This is a genomic window from Vibrio coralliilyticus ATCC BAA-450 (genome assembly GCF_000176135.1).
Lineage (GTDB): Bacteria > Pseudomonadota > Gammaproteobacteria > Enterobacterales > Vibrionaceae > Vibrio > Vibrio coralliilyticus.
Window position 1 is genome coordinate 695,129 of the sequence record NZ_ACZN01000018.1, and the last position, 15,276, is coordinate 710,404.

At 44.5% G+C, this 15,276-nt stretch carries 15 protein-coding genes and 1 pseudogene; 9 read left to right on the forward strand and 7 right to left on the reverse strand.

What is annotated here, in order from left to right; all coding sequences use genetic code 11:
• Positions 1-401: 401 nt before the first annotated feature.
• Positions 402-1,067: a YopT-type cysteine protease domain-containing protein gene (locus tag VIC_RS22520; RefSeq protein WP_006962682.1), complete on the forward strand. Its 666-nt coding sequence runs from the start codon at positions 402-404 to the stop codon at positions 1,065-1,067.
• A gap of 131 nt (positions 1,068-1,198) precedes the next feature.
• Here VIC_RS22520 and VIC_RS22525 read toward each other — a convergent pair whose 3' ends face one another.
• The 3 genes from VIC_RS22525 to VIC_RS22535 form a co-directional block, all read right to left on the reverse strand.
• Positions 1,199-2,818 carry a glycoside hydrolase family 32 protein gene (locus VIC_RS22525; protein WP_006962683.1) on the reverse strand — a complete coding sequence of 540 codons (1,620 nt, stop codon included), beginning with the start codon at positions 2,816-2,818 and terminating at the stop codon, positions 1,199-1,201.
• Positions 2,819-3,045: 227 nt separating this feature from the next.
• A complete protein-coding gene (locus VIC_RS22530; RefSeq protein WP_006962685.1) occupies positions 3,046-4,434 on the reverse strand; it encodes a carbohydrate porin in 1,389 nt (462 codons plus the stop codon).
• A gap of 297 nt (positions 4,435-4,731) precedes the next feature.
• On the reverse strand, positions 4,732-5,721 hold the full coding sequence (locus tag VIC_RS22535; protein ID WP_006962686.1) for a LacI family DNA-binding transcriptional regulator: 990 nt from the start codon (positions 5,719-5,721) through the stop codon (positions 4,732-4,734).
• 238 nt (positions 5,722-5,959) lie between these two features.
• Here VIC_RS22535 and VIC_RS22540 point away from each other — a divergent pair, with 238 nt between their 5' ends.
• Positions 5,960-7,399, forward strand: coding sequence for a sucrose-specific PTS transporter subunit IIBC (locus VIC_RS22540; protein WP_006962687.1), 1,440 nt, complete (start codon positions 5,960-5,962; stop codon positions 7,397-7,399).
• 68 nt (positions 7,400-7,467) lie between these two features.
• On the opposite strand, the gene VIC_RS22545 is transcribed toward VIC_RS22540, so the two are convergent.
• Genes VIC_RS22545 through VIC_RS22555 form a run of 3 tightly spaced genes read right to left on the reverse strand, consistent with a single transcriptional unit; the run spans position 7,468 to position 9,036 of the window.
• Positions 7,468-7,701: a hypothetical protein gene (locus VIC_RS22545; RefSeq protein WP_039952525.1), complete on the reverse strand. Its 234-nt coding sequence runs from the start codon at positions 7,699-7,701 to the stop codon at positions 7,468-7,470.
• Between the two features lie 2 nt (positions 7,702-7,703).
• A complete protein-coding gene (locus tag VIC_RS22550; protein WP_006962688.1) occupies positions 7,704-8,324 on the reverse strand; it encodes an isochorismatase family protein in 621 nt (206 codons plus the stop codon).
• A gap of 31 nt (positions 8,325-8,355) precedes the next feature.
• The gene (locus VIC_RS22555) at positions 8,356-9,036 is read right to left on the reverse strand and encodes a pirin family protein (RefSeq protein ID WP_006962689.1); all 681 of its coding nucleotides are present in this window, start codon (positions 9,034-9,036) and stop codon (positions 8,356-8,358) included.
• A gap of 106 nt (positions 9,037-9,142) precedes the next feature.
• Here VIC_RS22555 and VIC_RS22560 point away from each other — a divergent pair, with 106 nt between their 5' ends.
• From VIC_RS22560 to VIC_RS22585, 6 genes are all read left to right on the forward strand, one after another.
• Positions 9,143-10,015 (forward strand): LysR family transcriptional regulator, encoded by an 873-nt coding sequence (locus VIC_RS22560; RefSeq protein ID WP_039952527.1) that lies wholly within the window; start codon positions 9,143-9,145, stop codon positions 10,013-10,015.
• Between the two features lie 276 nt (positions 10,016-10,291).
• A complete protein-coding gene (locus tag VIC_RS22565) occupies positions 10,292-10,798 on the forward strand; it encodes a helix-turn-helix domain-containing protein (protein ID WP_021456021.1) in 507 nt (168 codons plus the stop codon).
• A 73-nt stretch (positions 10,799-10,871) separates the two neighbouring features.
• Positions 10,872-11,105: a hypothetical protein gene (locus VIC_RS22570; RefSeq protein WP_129542190.1), complete on the forward strand. Its 234-nt coding sequence runs from the start codon at positions 10,872-10,874 to the stop codon at positions 11,103-11,105.
• Positions 11,106-11,108: 3 nt separating this feature from the next.
• Positions 11,109-11,741 (forward strand): queuosine precursor transporter, encoded by a 633-nt coding sequence (locus VIC_RS22575; protein ID WP_006962692.1) that lies wholly within the window; start codon positions 11,109-11,111, stop codon positions 11,739-11,741.
• On the forward strand, positions 11,719-12,447 hold the full coding sequence (locus tag VIC_RS22580; RefSeq protein WP_006962693.1) for a metallophosphoesterase family protein: 729 nt from the start codon (positions 11,719-11,721) through the stop codon (positions 12,445-12,447). Before VIC_RS22575 ends, VIC_RS22580 begins: the two co-directional genes overlap by 23 nt.
• The gene (locus tag VIC_RS22585) at positions 12,444-12,950 is read left to right on the forward strand and encodes a DUF2165 family protein (protein ID WP_006962694.1); all 507 of its coding nucleotides are present in this window, start codon (positions 12,444-12,446) and stop codon (positions 12,948-12,950) included. The genes VIC_RS22580 and VIC_RS22585 overlap by 4 nt, the downstream gene beginning before the upstream one ends.
• A gap of 68 nt (positions 12,951-13,018) precedes the next feature.
• On the opposite strand, the pseudogene VIC_RS26630 reads toward VIC_RS22585, so the two are convergent.
• Positions 13,019-13,153: pseudogene (locus VIC_RS26630) on the reverse strand (phenylalanine--tRNA ligase subunit beta-related protein); the annotation flags it as partial.
• Positions 13,154-13,527: 374 nt separating this feature from the next.
• Between VIC_RS26630 and VIC_RS22590 the strand changes: the two are divergent.
• Positions 13,528-15,036 carry a DUF3360 domain-containing protein gene (locus VIC_RS22590; RefSeq protein WP_006962695.1) on the forward strand — a complete coding sequence of 503 codons (1,509 nt, stop codon included), beginning with the start codon at positions 13,528-13,530 and terminating at the stop codon, positions 15,034-15,036.
• Positions 15,037-15,276 lie beyond the last annotated feature (240 nt).

A 15,276-nucleotide genomic window follows, 5' to 3' on the forward strand; every position in this document is an offset into this window, starting at 1 on the left:
TTATAATGGTTTTTGCGCTTTGTAACATGTTGTTACAACCATGTCACCCTTACATTGGCGCAAATTTTCTTTTTCTTAATAGTTGTCTATTGTTTGATTCTTAATCTACGGCTTAAAGAGGTAAATATCGTCATTTCAGATGCAACCAGTAGCATAGCAAAACGGGTGTTCAACCTCCCAAACAACAAGACATTGGCTGCGTTCCGAGCTCAAAACGTATATTTATCAAACACCCCATCACTATATTGTTCAGAAAATAGGTACGACCACACAATGAAAGCACTATAGGAATTGATCGAGTTATATACGCACTCAAAGATTAAAGAGTGAGCAATTCAACGGCGCAGGCGGATGTATTAATGCTCACCTGAGCTGCGGCTCTTACGAGAAGGTCTAAAACTATGAGTATGACATTGTATGAAGCGAATCGTTTTCAGCCAGATATCTGCAAGTCTCTGACAACAGAGTGGCTTGGTGAAATGATGAAGGGCTCGCACTATGGGAAGCTCTGGTGTACTCACGCCAACGGAGCGACAGAAAATGGAGAGTTTTATCAACGGCATCACCTTGATCAGGCACAGTTGGAATGCACTCAACAAATTCAGTCGATGAAAAACATTCAGACCTTGTTATCCAAGACACCGTTTATTCAGAGACATCCCGCAGAAGCTATGAGCTTATTGTCAGCGCGTGGCGCTGCAATTGAGTCTCTCTCAACTCAGAAAACACAAAAGGTGATGCTGTCGCGAGTGAGAAACATGAAAGTTGTCCGCTCAACAAACCAAATTGATATCAATGGGTTGAAGGCAGAATTTTCCAAACTGGATAACAATAAGCGCTTTTATCTGATTTCAGTGCGCGCGAACAGTGGTTCACACGCCATTGCGGTAGCGTCGAGTAAAGCCAAGGGCTTTTTCAGCCCATCGGGTTACCTCTATTACTACGATCCAAATCTGAAAAAGGTCGTGAGATGGCGCAGACGCACCGATTTAAAACGCTTTCTGGATAAGTCGTTACTGTCAGATTACCGCTCAATCAATGGCATCTGGCAGGTTGCGCCTGTGTAAACGATACGAATAAAAAAAGGCTATTCAATTGATTAGCCTTTTAAAATCTTACGCGCTTGGCTCTTCGCCAAATATAGCTTCAATGTCTGAATACCGGTTACGCCAACTCACCGCCGCAGTCCGTTACCTAATCAAGCAAATGGCGGTCGTGCTGCTTTGAGTGTTTTTAATCTGGCGGTCTGGCAGCCATGCAACAGTGAAATACCTGTCGCTGCCTGCTCAACGAAAACTCGTGATGTCATCACTGCCTGGCCATGATTTACAAAAACTTCTATTGAGGAAGTATCGGCAAGAATGCGCAGCTGAATCTTATCTGTATCGATCTTGAGTTCTCTTTGAGTATCTACCGCTCGATTCAGTGTCTGGCTGCGATCCAGTATAAGTGTTTGGCGATCTTCATCTGCGTACAAGACAACTTTGTGCTGGCTACTTTCAAACAAATTCAGGCTCTGCCCCCACTCCAGCTCAACTTCAAGATCGAACGAGTTACGCTCCAAGCGATACGGCTCATCGCTTAACTCAATGTAGCGTTGGCTATGAACGAGTTCTTCGAGTTCCTTAACAGGCCATTGGTACAGCCGTCCGTTTTGGTAACTGAGCTCACGCATACAAGTGAGCTGATGCACCCAACCATTTTCGCTGCTTGGTTGGTCAACTTCATCAGGTAATCCCATCCAGCCACACATCACCCGCCGGCCATCCGGTGTTTCAAGTGTCTGAGGAGCGTAAAAATCGAAACCATAGTCTAGATGTTCAAACTGCGACAAAGATAAACCATTTTCCAAACAAGCTTTAGCAATCCCGTTGTGATGAGGAATGGTGTTGTGCTTAGAGAAAGATTCAATCCCTTGTGGCCCGATGACGACAAGCATCTGCCCATCGAGTTCAAACATGTCAGGACACTCCCACATGTAGCCAAAGTCCCCCAGCTCTTCACCATAAAGCGCATCAAACTTCCAGGCCCTAAGATCTGTTGAGGTGTAAACAGCCAGGCGTCCTTTTAGGTCCGTAGTTTGTGCACCCAACAACATAAACCATCGGTTTTGATGTCGGACGATTTTAGGGTCGCGAATGTGTGCGGTAACTCCATCGGGTAACTCACTGATAACCGGCCCATGTTTATCGAAATTCACACCATCTTTGGATGTGGCAAGACACTGAGTTGTGTGACGTTCGCGATTCTCGCCAATACGAACATTACCCGTATAGAACAGCATCAACTCAGAGCCATGACTGAGTGCGTGCCCGGAGAAAACACCATGGCTATCAAACCAATCAGACGGTGTGAGCGCAACTGGTTGCCACTGCCATTCAATCAAGTTTTTGCTGGTTAAATGTGCCCAGTATTTGTCTTTGTGGATACAGCCATGGGGGTACCATTGATAAAACAAGTGATACTGCCCGTCATGGTAAACAAAACCATTAGGATCGTTGAGTAACCCCTGTGGCGGAGAAATGTGCCAATCGGGTCGAAACGGACAGTTAACCGCGTCGAGCGCGTGTTCAAGTTCCAACCTTTGCTTTTCGCCTATACGCTGTCCTATAGACAGCAGATCCGCGGGACTTAATGAGTCTGGAATTGGGAACTCTACTTGATATTCATCTAGTACAATTTTGATTTGAGAACCTGACACAGTGCTCGCCACTAGCGAACAATCTCTGATTGCAAATATCAATCGACCTTGCGGCATCAGAACTCTTGTTATGTTTGTCTCACCACCACACTGGGTGATCAGGCTTTCAACCGACATCTTTAAAACCTAAAAACTGGGAACGTTTGCAAAATACACTATTTGTTCTATTTGAACAAGATCAGTAGATACTCGCCTTCACTATTCAGGTGGTGACAGAGTGTACCGAAACGAAAATAAATACGCCGAATCCGGTGAGATTCAGAAATTGAAAATGGCTTCCGGCACTAAGCTAACACCCGACCGGAAGCCTTTTTATCGAGCAATGATTCTTTGAAAACTCAGGGCTAGAACCAAGTTTCCATTTGTAGGGCAAACAAGGTTTCACCACCTTGTCCCATTGTGCTGGCACCTGAATCCAAGCTTACTGAGTAGTTGTCCAGATCTTCACTCCAGTCAACGTAACTTACAGCAAAGCGAATTTCAGGGCGGTCAAAGAATCCAGCTGACGTCGCCAGCTTCACAGTCGGAGCCACCGTTAACTTGTAGAAGCTACCGTCTGCTTTTTCCACGCTGTTATCTAGATCCATGTACTGGTAGGAGCCTTCATAAACCATCTCAAAGTTCGAATTTAGCTCTTGAGCCAATCGAACGTTAACAGATGCCCATAGGAATTCATCGTTATCTTTAACACGATCTTTGCTCATTTCAGCCATAAATGCGGGTGCGATACGCCAGTTATCGGAGAATTTAGTGACGCCATAACTAAAGATTCGAACTGCCTGAGCATCATCATTCAGATCACCATCAGAGCCAATACCTTTGAGTGATGCACCAAGGCCCTGGCCAATCAATACACCAGACTTCGAGAAGCCCTCGCTGACACCGAAAAAGTCATTGCCATGGTAGGCGAACATTGCATGCAGGCCGTCTTCTGCTCGCTCTGTAGGTGACGATGAGCTGGTTGAGCGGTCTGCATTATCGTTTGATTTCATCGCGTTGAGCATTAACTGCCATGAGCCAAAGTAGTTGTTCATAGTCGCAACATAGTTCTCCACATCAGTGCTTGAACTATCGATTTCGCCAAAATCGCGGCCATAAAGAGAGAAGTTTGCTTTCCAGTCCTCACCTAGTTTCACGTCATACAGACCGGCGCCCGTACCAGAGAGAAATACGATGTCCGAATCAAAGAAATGGATATCGAAATTGTCTCTATCAAATCTCTTACCCGCCCAGATTTTCGCATCTTCAAACGCACCGCTAAACCAGGTTAAATCAGAGAACTCTGTGTACACCTGTCGAACGTTTAGCTGACTATCGCTTGCCGTCCATTCATTGTTAGTTTCGACACTGTCCGCCAACATGATTTTGTAATACGCTTTTGAACCATCTTCGGCCACGCGATTATGGACAAGGTTCGCTTCCAGATAGTTGTCATCTTCAAGACCAAGACGTCCAACCGGAGCACCTAAGGTTCCTGCCGCCGTCATATATGGGCCACTTCCTGTCGCACCATTCAGGCTATCATTAATCAACAACCCTGCTCGCGCATAACCGTGGAACTCAAAGCTTCCGGCAGATTTTTCAGCCTCTTTTGCTACTTGCTCTGTTTGAGCTAGGCGGCTTTCTAATTCCGAGATCCTTGCTTCAAGAGAAGCCATATCGTCTTGAGAAAAGGCATTAGGTGTGATTGCCAGAGTGACAGCACACGCAAGTAAAGACTTCATATTGTTCATTCTAATTCTCCATTGAGTAAATAACTTGGATTCAGCAGCAAACGTTCCCAGTTAATTCACAACCAATGCGAACCGTCGAATTTTAGGTATATAAACCTCAATACTCGTTCTCGATTTATTTACTTCACCTCAGTGATAGTGAGTGGACTATAAATACATTTTCGGTAACGTTCCCGAAAATAATTATAAAAACAGAATACTCATCACGAATATCTATAGAAGTGTGATCTTATATAATGAGAGGATTTTCATATGTGGGAATAAAAACGCCTAAAACGAAGTTCAGGCGTGGAAAGGCTAGCAGGTTTCGCGCTGTATATTCTGAAAAGTCAGTACAACTTTACTCATCACCTGAGGTTTACCCTCTATCAATTCAAGCAGCACATCCGCACCACTTTCTCCTGCTTTATCAAATGGATAACTAAACGTCGATAAACTTGGAGAAACAACAAAACCAAGCTCATCATTACCTACTCCCAGTATTTTAACTTGCTCACCAACCACTATGTTTTCTTCCTGCAGTGCTTTAATTGCACCAATGGCAATTCGGTCAGTTGCACAAAAAACACCATCAACCTGAGGATATTCTTTAATAAGACGCCGCATATTGGCGTAACCAGATTCAATGCTGAACTCTCCGTGACAATGGAACAATAACTCTTGTTCACTGTGCATCGTAAGCGCTTGCTTCAATCCATCAGAACGCAGTTTATCTACGGCGAGGTCTGAATCCGCTACTCCAATAAATCCGATATTTTCGCACCCAGCATTGAGCAAACGCTTTCCTGCTTCGTACCCTACACGCAGATCATCATGGACAATACTCGGGATATTAAACAATGAGCCATCCTGGCCAATTAAAACAATCGGAGCTCTAGACTGAGAAATGGCTTCAACCAACTGAGTGTCAATGTGTGTCGCATACAAAACAATACCCTCCACTCGTTTTTGATTGAATAAACGAATGAACTCGATCTCTTTCGAATCAGATTGCTGAGTGCTGGCCAGCAAAACATGCTTTCCTGCCTTTTCAAATATGCGGCTTAGGCCATCAACACCTTGAGACGTGGCATTAGATGAGACTCGCGGCACAATGACACCCACCAAATTGGTTTTCTGTGACTTGAGATCTTTCGCCACTTGATTGACCACATAGCCCACTTCGTCGACAGCTTTCATGACTTTCAACTTGGTCGCTTCTTTTACACCATACTCGTTGTTGATCACACGAGAGACTGTGGATTTAGATACTCCGGCCAGTCTGGCGACATCATGCAGGCTTGCCATGTCTATGCCTTCATTAAGTTATTGGGAATGTTTGCAAAAGTTACCAGAATCTGACGGAATTTCCACTTCGCCCAATCGGTTTAGCAAAAAAGTTTAGCCGATCCAACTCACATTACCTTTTATTAACCTTTGACTGACACTGACAGATAGAGAAGAATTCATTTTGCAAACGTTCCCAGAAAAGTTTACTGCCTTTTTGAACTATAAATTATTAGCAAAATAATAATCGGGGTTTGGAATGAATTATCCAAAAATTGCCAGAGAGCTGCTGGAGTTACTTGGAGGTAAAGACAACCTTCAAGCACTCGCCCACTGCGCGACGCGACTGCGCCTTGCACTGAAAGACGATTCAATCATCAATGAAGAAGCGATCAGCAACTTAGATGGCGTCAAAGGCCAATTCAAAGTTGCTGGACAATATCAAATCATTTTTGGTTCAGGCATTGTTAATCAGGTACACGCTGAAATGGCGAAGCTGACGGGCATGGCAGACATGTCGACCAACGATGTGGCCAGTGCGGGTGCACAAAAACAGAATATCATTCAGCGTGCAGTGAAAGGTTTATCCGACATTTTCGTACCTATCATCCCTGCAATTGTTGCTGGTGGTCTGTTGATGGGTCTGTTCAACGTACTGACAGCGAAAGGCCTCTTCATTGATGGTCAATCTCTGATTGATGCCAATCCGGGGCTTGCTGATCTCGCTAGCATGATCAACACATTCGCTAACGCACCTTTTGTTTACCTTCCTGTTTTATTAGCGTTTTCTGCCAGTAAGAAATTTGGTGGAAACCCGTTCCTCGGGGCTGCTCTAGGTATGCTGATGGTGCATCCAGATCTGCTGAACGGCTGGGGATTCGGTGGAGCAAGCGTAGCTGGGACGATTCCGACATGGAACATCTTTGGTTTCGAAATCCAAAAAGTCGGTTACCAAGGATCAGTTCTACCTGTATTGGTTTCTGCCTTCATCCTTGCCAAGGTTGAAAATGGCCTACGCAAGGTGATTCCTTCTGTGCTGGATAACCTCCTAACGCCGATGCTGGCGATTTTTATCACAGGTTTCCTGACCTTTACATTGGTTGGTCCAATCACGCGTGATATTGGTTTCTTGCTTGGCGATGGTCTGAACTGGCTATACGATTCTGCTGGTTTCATTGGCGGCGCACTGTTCGGCTTCATCTACGCACCGTTTGTGATTACCGGCATGCACCATAGCTTTATCGCAATTGAAACTCAGTTGCTCGCCGATATTGCAGTCACTGGCGGCACCTTTATTTTCCCTATCGCTGCCATGTCTAACATCGCACAAGGTGCTGCAGCATTGGCGGTTGGCTTTACCACTAAGGACAATAAACTTAAAGGAATTGCAATGCCTTCGGGTGTCACTGCTCTACTGGGTATTACCGAGCCAGCCATGTTTGGTGTCAATCTTAAGCTGCGTTATCCGTTTATTGCGGCGATTATCGGAGCGGCATCGGCCAGTGCATTTATTACTCTGTTTAACGTCAAAGCTCAGGCATTAGGTGCTGCAGGTCTACCTGGCGTGATTTCGATTGTGCCTGACAAGCTAGGCTACTATGTCACAGGCATGGCTATTTCATTCGTTATAGCGTTTGCTCTAACACTAGTTCTTGGTGCTCGCTCCGGCCAAGAGTCAGGCAACGCTGCAACAACATAGCTGAGAGCAGTCCCCCGTAGCTAAAATATGTTTTTAGCTCACTCCTACCCCGCCTCAGGCGGGGTATTTTACTTTTTAGTACTCCCCACTCGAATGTGTAGCTTTATCAACATTGGTAACGCCAGATAGGACACTATAGGGACAATGATTCCAACTGAAACAAAGGTCATCACAAACGGATGCTCAGTGACATGGTTTTGTACCCAGGCTGGAATAAAAAACACCAATGGTAAAAGAATAATAAAAGTATATAACGCCACCCAATGACGATTGGGTGGCGAACCATTACGCTCGCCACTCATGATTATCCCCTTGCGAAATAGCTGTTCATCACGTAACCGTATTTGGTGGTGTGCTCAGCCAAAACCTGACCTAACGCTTCACCGTGCTCACTTCTCCAGTCGTTCATTAGCTCAGCCAGAACTGAAGCCCATGTTGTCACTTTCACACCAGCCTGAGTCAGTCGTTGTATCGTCACTTCCTGAACCGTTTTATTCCACGTGCCAGATGCATCAATCACTGCGTAGACATCGTAACCTTCTTCGACTGCTGACAGTGCAGGGAAAAGTAGGCATACATCCGTTACGATACCCGCCATGATGATCTTTTTACGACCTGTTTTCTCAATCGCCTGCTTGAACGCTAAGCTATCCCAGGCATTGATTTGCCCTTCACGTTCGATCACTTCCTCACCAAGTACTTGGGTAATTTCTGGCATCACAGGACCATTTGGACCCTCTGGTAAACTTGCCGTTACAACTGAAGGCAGTCCGATCGCTTTCGCTGTTCTGGTCAGGCCGACAATGTTGTTTTTCAGCACAGTCGGGTGTTCATCACCAAGCCCCACCATCAAGCCAGTCTGGTGGTCAATCATCGCTAATACAGAGTTGTCTGCTGTTAAGAATTCAGAGTATTTTGTAGTCATGGTCACTTCCTCACTTATTGTGTCTATTTAATTAAAAAGATTCGGTAAAAATCAGGATAAGCTGACTGTCTTTATGAGCGACGAAATCCAGCTCTGTTGTTCTAACCAAAGTTCCGGCCTGCATCGTTTCACCGTTGATGCGTGCTTCACCGCTGCTTAGGTAGGCCAAGACCTCACCGTTATGTGTTGTTTGGTAACCTTCTGTCGCCTGAACCATTTCGATCACCGTGTGGCTATCAAAGGTCTCCGTCTGGTTTTTACTTCCACCATAGATACGTGTTCGAACGTTGATTTCAGGGGTATAGGCTTTGTAACCTGCTGGTTCGCCTTTAGTTTCCGGTAGAACCCAGAGTTGAATCAGTTGGTTGGGTTCGTCATCTGGATTGGCTTCGTTATGCGCAAACCCTTCGCCACCAGCTCGCTGCACTTGTGCTTCACCTGCGACCAAACCTTTACCATGTTCTAGTGAGCCTCCATGGCTTACTCGACCTTTTGCCATCACACTGATGACATCAATTTCGTGATGAGGGTGCATACCGGTCTCGCCATGTGGCAAGAAGTTAGCGTCAGCAAGATAGACGAAGTTGCCAATCCCATTCGCGGTTTCGGGACGTTTGCGCGCACCAAACACACGGTAATCTGTCACTACCTGTTTCTCTTTAAGCCCAGCGAATCCGCCTTGTGGTAATTGGTCTAGTGTCAAAATTTCCATCGCTCAATCCTTGGTTATCTCGTTAAGTGATGAAGCTAGATTAGTTTGTTGCCTAAAATTGATATATATTCATTCAGATACAACACTGTTCAATATTTGATAACAAATGACTGACCTTAATGATCTGATGGTGTTCGCGACAGTAGTAGAGAGAGGTAGCTTTACTCAGGCAGCGGAAGCACTGAATACACCGAAATCCAACATCAGCCGTAAAATTACTCGGTTAGAGTCACAATTAGGTGTGCGACTACTGGAACGCTCAACGAGAACACTGCATCTGACTGAAATCGGTCAGCGCTACTATCAATATTGCAAACGAATCAAAGAAGAATATGAAGCCGCAGGCAGTGCGGTGGAATCTATGCTGGAGAAGCCTCAAGGCCGCCTTAGGGTGTGTACATCTCTTGGTGTTGGCCAGTCATTACTAGGCGATCACCTTGCCGAGTACTGTCGACATTATCCGGATGTTGAACTCGATCTCAGCCTAACGAATCGACGTGTTGATCTCATTGAGGAAGGCTACGACCTAGCATTCCGAGTTGGAGATCTGCCAGACTCGGGGCTGATCGCTAAGAAGTTGTGTTCCATTAATCTCCGCCTTTATGCCGCGCCAAGTTTTGCAAAACACAGGATCAATACGCCCAGTGACCTGCTAAAACATCCACTAATGCTGATGAGCGCAAAAGAGCGCAGCCCCGATTGGCATCTACGTTGCGGAGTAGAAAAAACGGCATTGAGATTTGAACCAAATGTACGCTGCGACGACTTTTCTATGCTGATGAGAATGGCGATAAAGGGCTTGGGAATCACAGAATTACCCGAGTACATGGCGAAGCGTGAGCTTGCGGAAGGTACGCTCATTAATATTCTTCCCGACTGGCAATTCGAACCTGTCGATTTGTATGCGCTCTACCCAAGTCATCGAGGTTCGACGCCTAAAGTTCGGGCATTATTGACTCATCTTTCGCAAGCTCTGTGATTTTCCAGCCGCAAAGCAATGAAAAAAGCCCGCCTTAGGCGGGCTATGATTCCAAATAAGAAAAATATAATTGGCAATAATATAATTATTTCCCGATTAAACAGGTGACGACTTTAATCAGCTCAATTAACTGATAATTAACTCTGGATTAATAGTCTAAAAACATTTAGATTCTCGGGAAACAAATAAAAATTACACATTAGAATAAAATAAATCAAAGAAATTTATTTTAATGAATTACAAGCATGAATTAAATCACGTTTGGTTGACTAGTAGATGATAGATAAGATAATAAGGCTTATTACAGAAAGTAAGCATGACACAGGTGGTGTGAAATTCCTCGCTCAGGAAATGGGCATTAAGTATAGCACGCTGTATAGCCTGTATTCCGGCAAGAATAGTAACCCCACAATCGATACGGTTGGAAAGATTTGTGATTACTACAACATTACCTTTTCTGACCTCTCTGATGAAGCAGCAGCACCTCATCATTTTGACTCGTTGCACCCTGAAATAGTCAGGCTGTCCCAGCATGAAGGTGTCGATGTTTTCATTAAAAACAACCACCTTATTGATAGTTTACCCAAAAGTAGCCAGTTGATTTTTGAAAAATTCACTCCCCCTTTGAAAAACAAAAATCATTATATTTGCCTCACAGAAACTGGTGAAATTGTCTTGAGAAAAGCCATTGAAGAAGATAATAAATTTCTATTTATCTCTTCAAATAGAATAATTCACAAGAATGATTATCCAATAATGCAACTAAAGAATGTCAAAATATAACTTCTTCAAAATAAGGAAAAAACGCTCTCGACTCTATTCTATCGATGGATTGGTAGGTTTTATAGACAAAGAGATGTTTCGACACGCTTATATTGATAAACACGACGTCGATCTTCACAACGGAAAATACTCTATTTCCGACAAGCGGATCCGCGCTATCAATGTAAAGGAAAAAACCATCGAAATGGAAATATCTGATATTCCAGTGACCGTGACGATGAAAAGCCTGCTTACACCTTCAATCAGACAAGAACTCGATATTAGTAATGAAAATTTTGTCGCCATCTATCACCAAATGGAGCAATAACCAATGAACGTACTAGAAAAGTCGACCATGCTCGCGACTCTAGGGCTGTTCTGTTTCCTAACTGCTTCAAACATGGCCGCAGCAAAAGCTGTTGAATTCTTCGGCATCCATCTTACGGCGGGATTCTTCACCTACCCGTTTGTTTACCTTTTCTCTTCCATCATCATGGCGACGCGTTCTCCGGACGTGTACTTCAAATGTATTACCTTTGCCTATTTCGGTTATCTGTCGTTTATCAGCCTGATGTACATTGCGGCGATTCTGCCCGGTGTCAATGCCGAGTCGACTTACAACAAGAGTTTTGACCTAATCTACAATCTCAGTAATTACCGAATTTACTTATCCTCATTGTGTGCCTACTTCGTCTCAATGTTCCTGTTTGGTGTGCTATTTAACTCACTGAAGATTGAAAGCATCGCAATCAGAATTGCGTTGGCCACGCTAATCGTCGCACTCGCGGATGTAAACCTCTTCCTCATCCTGGCTTTCTGGGGTGTTAAAGCAAGCAGCCTACTGATGGACATTATGTTCTGGGCGAGCATTAAAAAGCTGGTTGCACAGCTGGTTCTGCTGGGGCCAACCCTCTTAATAATTAACCTGATCAGGAACAAACATGAGTACTGTGTTTCAAATTAGCGATTGCCATTTGAGCGATGAGTCGAGCTTTCAAAACCTTGAGAAGGCGCTGAATGTTGCAAATGCTGATAGTGATTGCGACACAATTCTGCTGACCGGTGATATCTGCTGTGGCCCTAAATCAGGCGATTATACAAAGCTGCTGAGTTTTGTTTCCCAGCACGTTGATAGCAAAAAACAGGTTTATGCCATTGCAGGTAACCATGATGATATCGTTTTGATGAAAGATGAGCTGAAGGGCTCTTTGATTCAGGTGGTGGATCAATGTGAGATTGCAGGGCGTCATTTCGTCTTCCTCGACTCAAGTCAGAAACCTATTGATGCTCAGCACCCTCTCGGCTCAGGCAGAATAGACAATCGCGGTATCGCTCACCTGAGAAAGCAAATCCGTAAGAAAAAAAAACCTATTGTGGTCGTACATCACCCTGTCATTCGTGTTGGCTCAGAGTGGATGAAGGCCATCTGCCTTGAGAACGACCAACAGATATTCAACATCCTTAAGCAATCTGGCGTCAGAGAAGTTATTTGTGGTCATGGCCATGATCATATTACCTGCACCAAAGAAGGTGTTACGCAGTACATGGCGCCAGCAACCGCTTATGGATTTGATCACTCCATTCCTGAATACAATCGAAGTGAGCGTATCGGAATGAACAAATTTACTATTTCAAAACAAACAATAACTGTAAATGAGGTTGTGCTATGAGATTAAGCTTGGTTCTCGATATTTCGAAAGCCGTTGTCGCGATGTATGTGGGGGTATTCTGCGTACTGGTCAGCTATAACAATGTGATTGACTACAATACAAACTTCCAATTTGTGCAACACGTATTGGCTATGGACCAAATGAAGGCATTTTTTACAGGCGATAATCTGTATGGACGTGCGATCACTTCTCCGACACTTCACACTGTGTTTTACAATCTGATCATCGCACTTGAGTTCCTTGCGGGCGCTTTATGCGTTGTCGGCGCGGTAATTATGTTCTTCAAACGTGAAGCGGCCGGATTCTCCAAAGGTCAGGCTTTCTATGTAGCCGGTGTCACCGTCGCTTTAGGTGTGTGGTATTTCGGTTTTGGCGTGGTTGGCGCTGAGTGGTTCTCGATGTGGGCAAACTCATGGAATGGCCAGATGAAGGCATACACCTTCGCTATGTTTATCATTCTGACGTTGATTTATGTCCTGATGCCAAGGCCAAATAACGACTAGTTCATTACTAATAGCAATAAAAAAACCCTGCTGATTGAGCAGGGTTTTTTCTATCTAATCACAAGTAATTAGTCGCGAAGTGACGCACCAAACTTCTCAGATACGTGAGCAACGATAGCGTCAACCATAACAGCAATATCAGCATCTTCTAGCGTACGCTCAACTGACTGTAGCGTCAGTGCGATTGCTAGGCTCTTCTTACCTTAAAATCTAACCTCTTCATACTTTAGGCTAACTCTACGACTAATGTCTAACTCACTGAGACTATTTGTTTTTTTCAGTTTGGTTTAAGGTACTAACAACTTCAATAATTGCGTTTATTTATAGGGTAACTTGTTCTTTATCTTTAATAGTGAACCTCAAGCTCTTTACACCAATACCAACGATATTCTTGCTTGTTTCCGACCCTATTCTTAGTCAGTCATCTTCACTTTTTGATAATAACTCAAGTTACACCTAATAGAGATTTGTCGCATTCTTTGTAGCAAACACTAACTACTCCGCTACCTCTTAATATCGGGAGTAAATTACGTTTGTTGGAACAACACACCTCAGAGTGTGAACGAAAGGAATCAAAATGAGCAGTACTTTAGAGTCCACACATATAAGAACAGATAAGCCTCAACCCAATGAGGATCAACTAACTTATGAACAACAACACAAACCAAGCTCTGAATTTGAGTCTCGAGAGCAGTACCTAGAGCACGAATTGCAAATTATGTCGCCTAAACGCTGGCGCCCAAATTTGCCGTTTAAAGATTATCGATTTGAGGTTGAAGACACCATCCCAGCAATGGCGGCGACCATTGGTAAAGTGGTAATGGTGGGCGCTATTGCAGCAACCTTTGCCGGAGCTCTAGGGCTAAACGAAGGGTTTATTCTAGAAAATGTTCGTTATGAATTACTTATCGCTTCAGTGTTCATTATTCTTTTCTCTGGTTTTTTACTGCCAACCGCTAACCTCGCAGGTACACACGGACCACTTATCCCTTTGATTCCGATTGTTGTTGCCGCTGGCGGACACCCGATGGCCTTTGGCTTGCTGATTGGCGCGTTTGGCTTATTGTTGGCCATCAGTAAAGGTGGCAGCATGCTGGCAAATCTCACCAGTAAAGGTGTGTGCGGTGGCTTATTGCTCTACCTAGGCTTTGTTGGGACCGTTTCTCAAGTCAAAAAGCTATTCGCCTGGGCTGAAGGAATTGGTATGAGTCACATCGCTTTTGTTGTGATCTTTTGTACCATTATTTTGTATGCGCTATTGGAACATTTCCGTAAGCGTTGGCTAGCAGTACCTCTTAGTTGCTTGCTGGGTGGCACGTTAGCTTTTGCTATGGGCGCACCGTTTTCTTTCCAAACCGAGCCTGGTTTACCTAACATGAACCCTATGTATTGGTGGGGGGAGAATACAGGTTGGATGCTAGGCCTACCGACAATTGAACATTTCATGGTGGTATTGCCGTTTGCGATTTTAGCAGTGGCTATGTGGTCACCGGACTTCTTAGGGCATCAAGTCTTTCAAAAAATCAGCTACCCGGAACGTACGGAAAAAGTACACATGAACATTGACGATACCATGACCACGGCTTCTATTCGTCAGACGTTTGGTTCTCTTCTTGGTGGTACTAACTTTACCTCTTCATGGGGGACTTACATCGTGCCAGCAGCAATAGCTAAACGCCCTATTCCTGCGGGTGCTTTGCTGACGGCGCTATTTTGTATCATCGCCGCAATTTGGGGCTACCCGATGGATTTAGCTATCTGGCAACCTGTACTTTGTGTTGCACTAATCGTTGGTGTATTCGTCCCATTGCTAGAAGCTGGCATGGAAATGACGCGCGAAGGGAAAACCACTCAATCTGCCGCAATCGTTGTGTTTTCATCAGCGCTAGTAAACCCTGCATTTGGTTGGTCGCTCACTATGCTGTTAGACAACTTAGGTTTAGTCGGTTGTAAAGAACGTAGCGGTGAACTGAGTAAAATGAGCCGTTGGGTGTTGCCTGGCATTATGTTTGTGGTGCTAACCAGTGTGATGGCGTTAGTTGGGCTTCTACCAGGGATTCCTGCGATTATCCCTAGCTTTCGCTAACCGCTAGACGCCGAGTTAAAACCAATGGGTATTTAACCTCTCGGCTATATCTGTAAAAACTAAGGCCTCGCAATAGCGAGGCCTTTGGTTTCTGAGGTGATGACTAGCCAAATCATTTTTGCCCCAAAGTTACTTAGCGCAACAATATTGACTTGTTTATTGCATCACTAGTGACCTACTTTTACTAATGATTAATTATACAATCAGTTTTGCCCATTTCCTTCCAACTACAATCGTGAT

Excerpts from the sequence above, each read along its gene's own strand:
- VIC_RS22590 (WP_006962695.1), top strand. The coding sequence starts at position 13,528 with ATGAGCAGTACTTTAGAGTCCACACATATAAGAACAGATAAGCCTCAA.
- VIC_RS22550 (WP_006962688.1), bottom strand. The coding sequence starts at position 8,324 with ATGACTACAAAATACTCTGAATTCTTAACAGCAGACAACTCTGTATTA.
- VIC_RS22520 (WP_006962682.1), top strand. The coding sequence starts at position 402 with ATGAGTATGACATTGTATGAAGCGAATCGTTTTCAGCCAGATATCTGC.
- VIC_RS22560 (WP_039952527.1), top strand. The coding sequence starts at position 9,143 with ATGACTGACCTTAATGATCTGATGGTGTTCGCGACAGTAGTAGAGAGA.
- VIC_RS22575 (WP_006962692.1), top strand. The coding sequence starts at position 11,109 with ATGAACGTACTAGAAAAGTCGACCATGCTCGCGACTCTAGGGCTGTTC.
- VIC_RS22555 (WP_006962689.1), bottom strand. The coding sequence starts at position 9,036 with ATGGAAATTTTGACACTAGACCAATTACCACAAGGCGGATTCGCTGGG.
- VIC_RS22585 (WP_006962694.1), top strand. The coding sequence starts at position 12,444 with ATGAGATTAAGCTTGGTTCTCGATATTTCGAAAGCCGTTGTCGCGATG.
- VIC_RS22565 (WP_021456021.1), top strand. The coding sequence starts at position 10,292 with ATGATAGATAAGATAATAAGGCTTATTACAGAAAGTAAGCATGACACA.
- VIC_RS22525 (WP_006962683.1), bottom strand. The coding sequence starts at position 2,818 with ATGTCGGTTGAAAGCCTGATCACCCAGTGTGGTGGTGAGACAAACATA.
- VIC_RS22535 (WP_006962686.1), bottom strand. The coding sequence starts at position 5,721 with ATGGCAAGCCTGCATGATGTCGCCAGACTGGCCGGAGTATCTAAATCC.
- VIC_RS22545 (WP_039952525.1), bottom strand. The coding sequence starts at position 7,701 with ATGAGTGGCGAGCGTAATGGTTCGCCACCCAATCGTCATTGGGTGGCG.
- VIC_RS22580 (WP_006962693.1), top strand. The coding sequence starts at position 11,719 with ATGAGTACTGTGTTTCAAATTAGCGATTGCCATTTGAGCGATGAGTCG.
- VIC_RS22540 (WP_006962687.1), top strand. The coding sequence starts at position 5,960 with ATGAATTATCCAAAAATTGCCAGAGAGCTGCTGGAGTTACTTGGAGGT.
- VIC_RS22570 (WP_129542190.1), top strand. The coding sequence starts at position 10,872 with ATGTTTCGACACGCTTATATTGATAAACACGACGTCGATCTTCACAAC.
- VIC_RS22530 (WP_006962685.1), bottom strand. The coding sequence starts at position 4,434 with ATGAACAATATGAAGTCTTTACTTGCGTGTGCTGTCACTCTGGCAATC.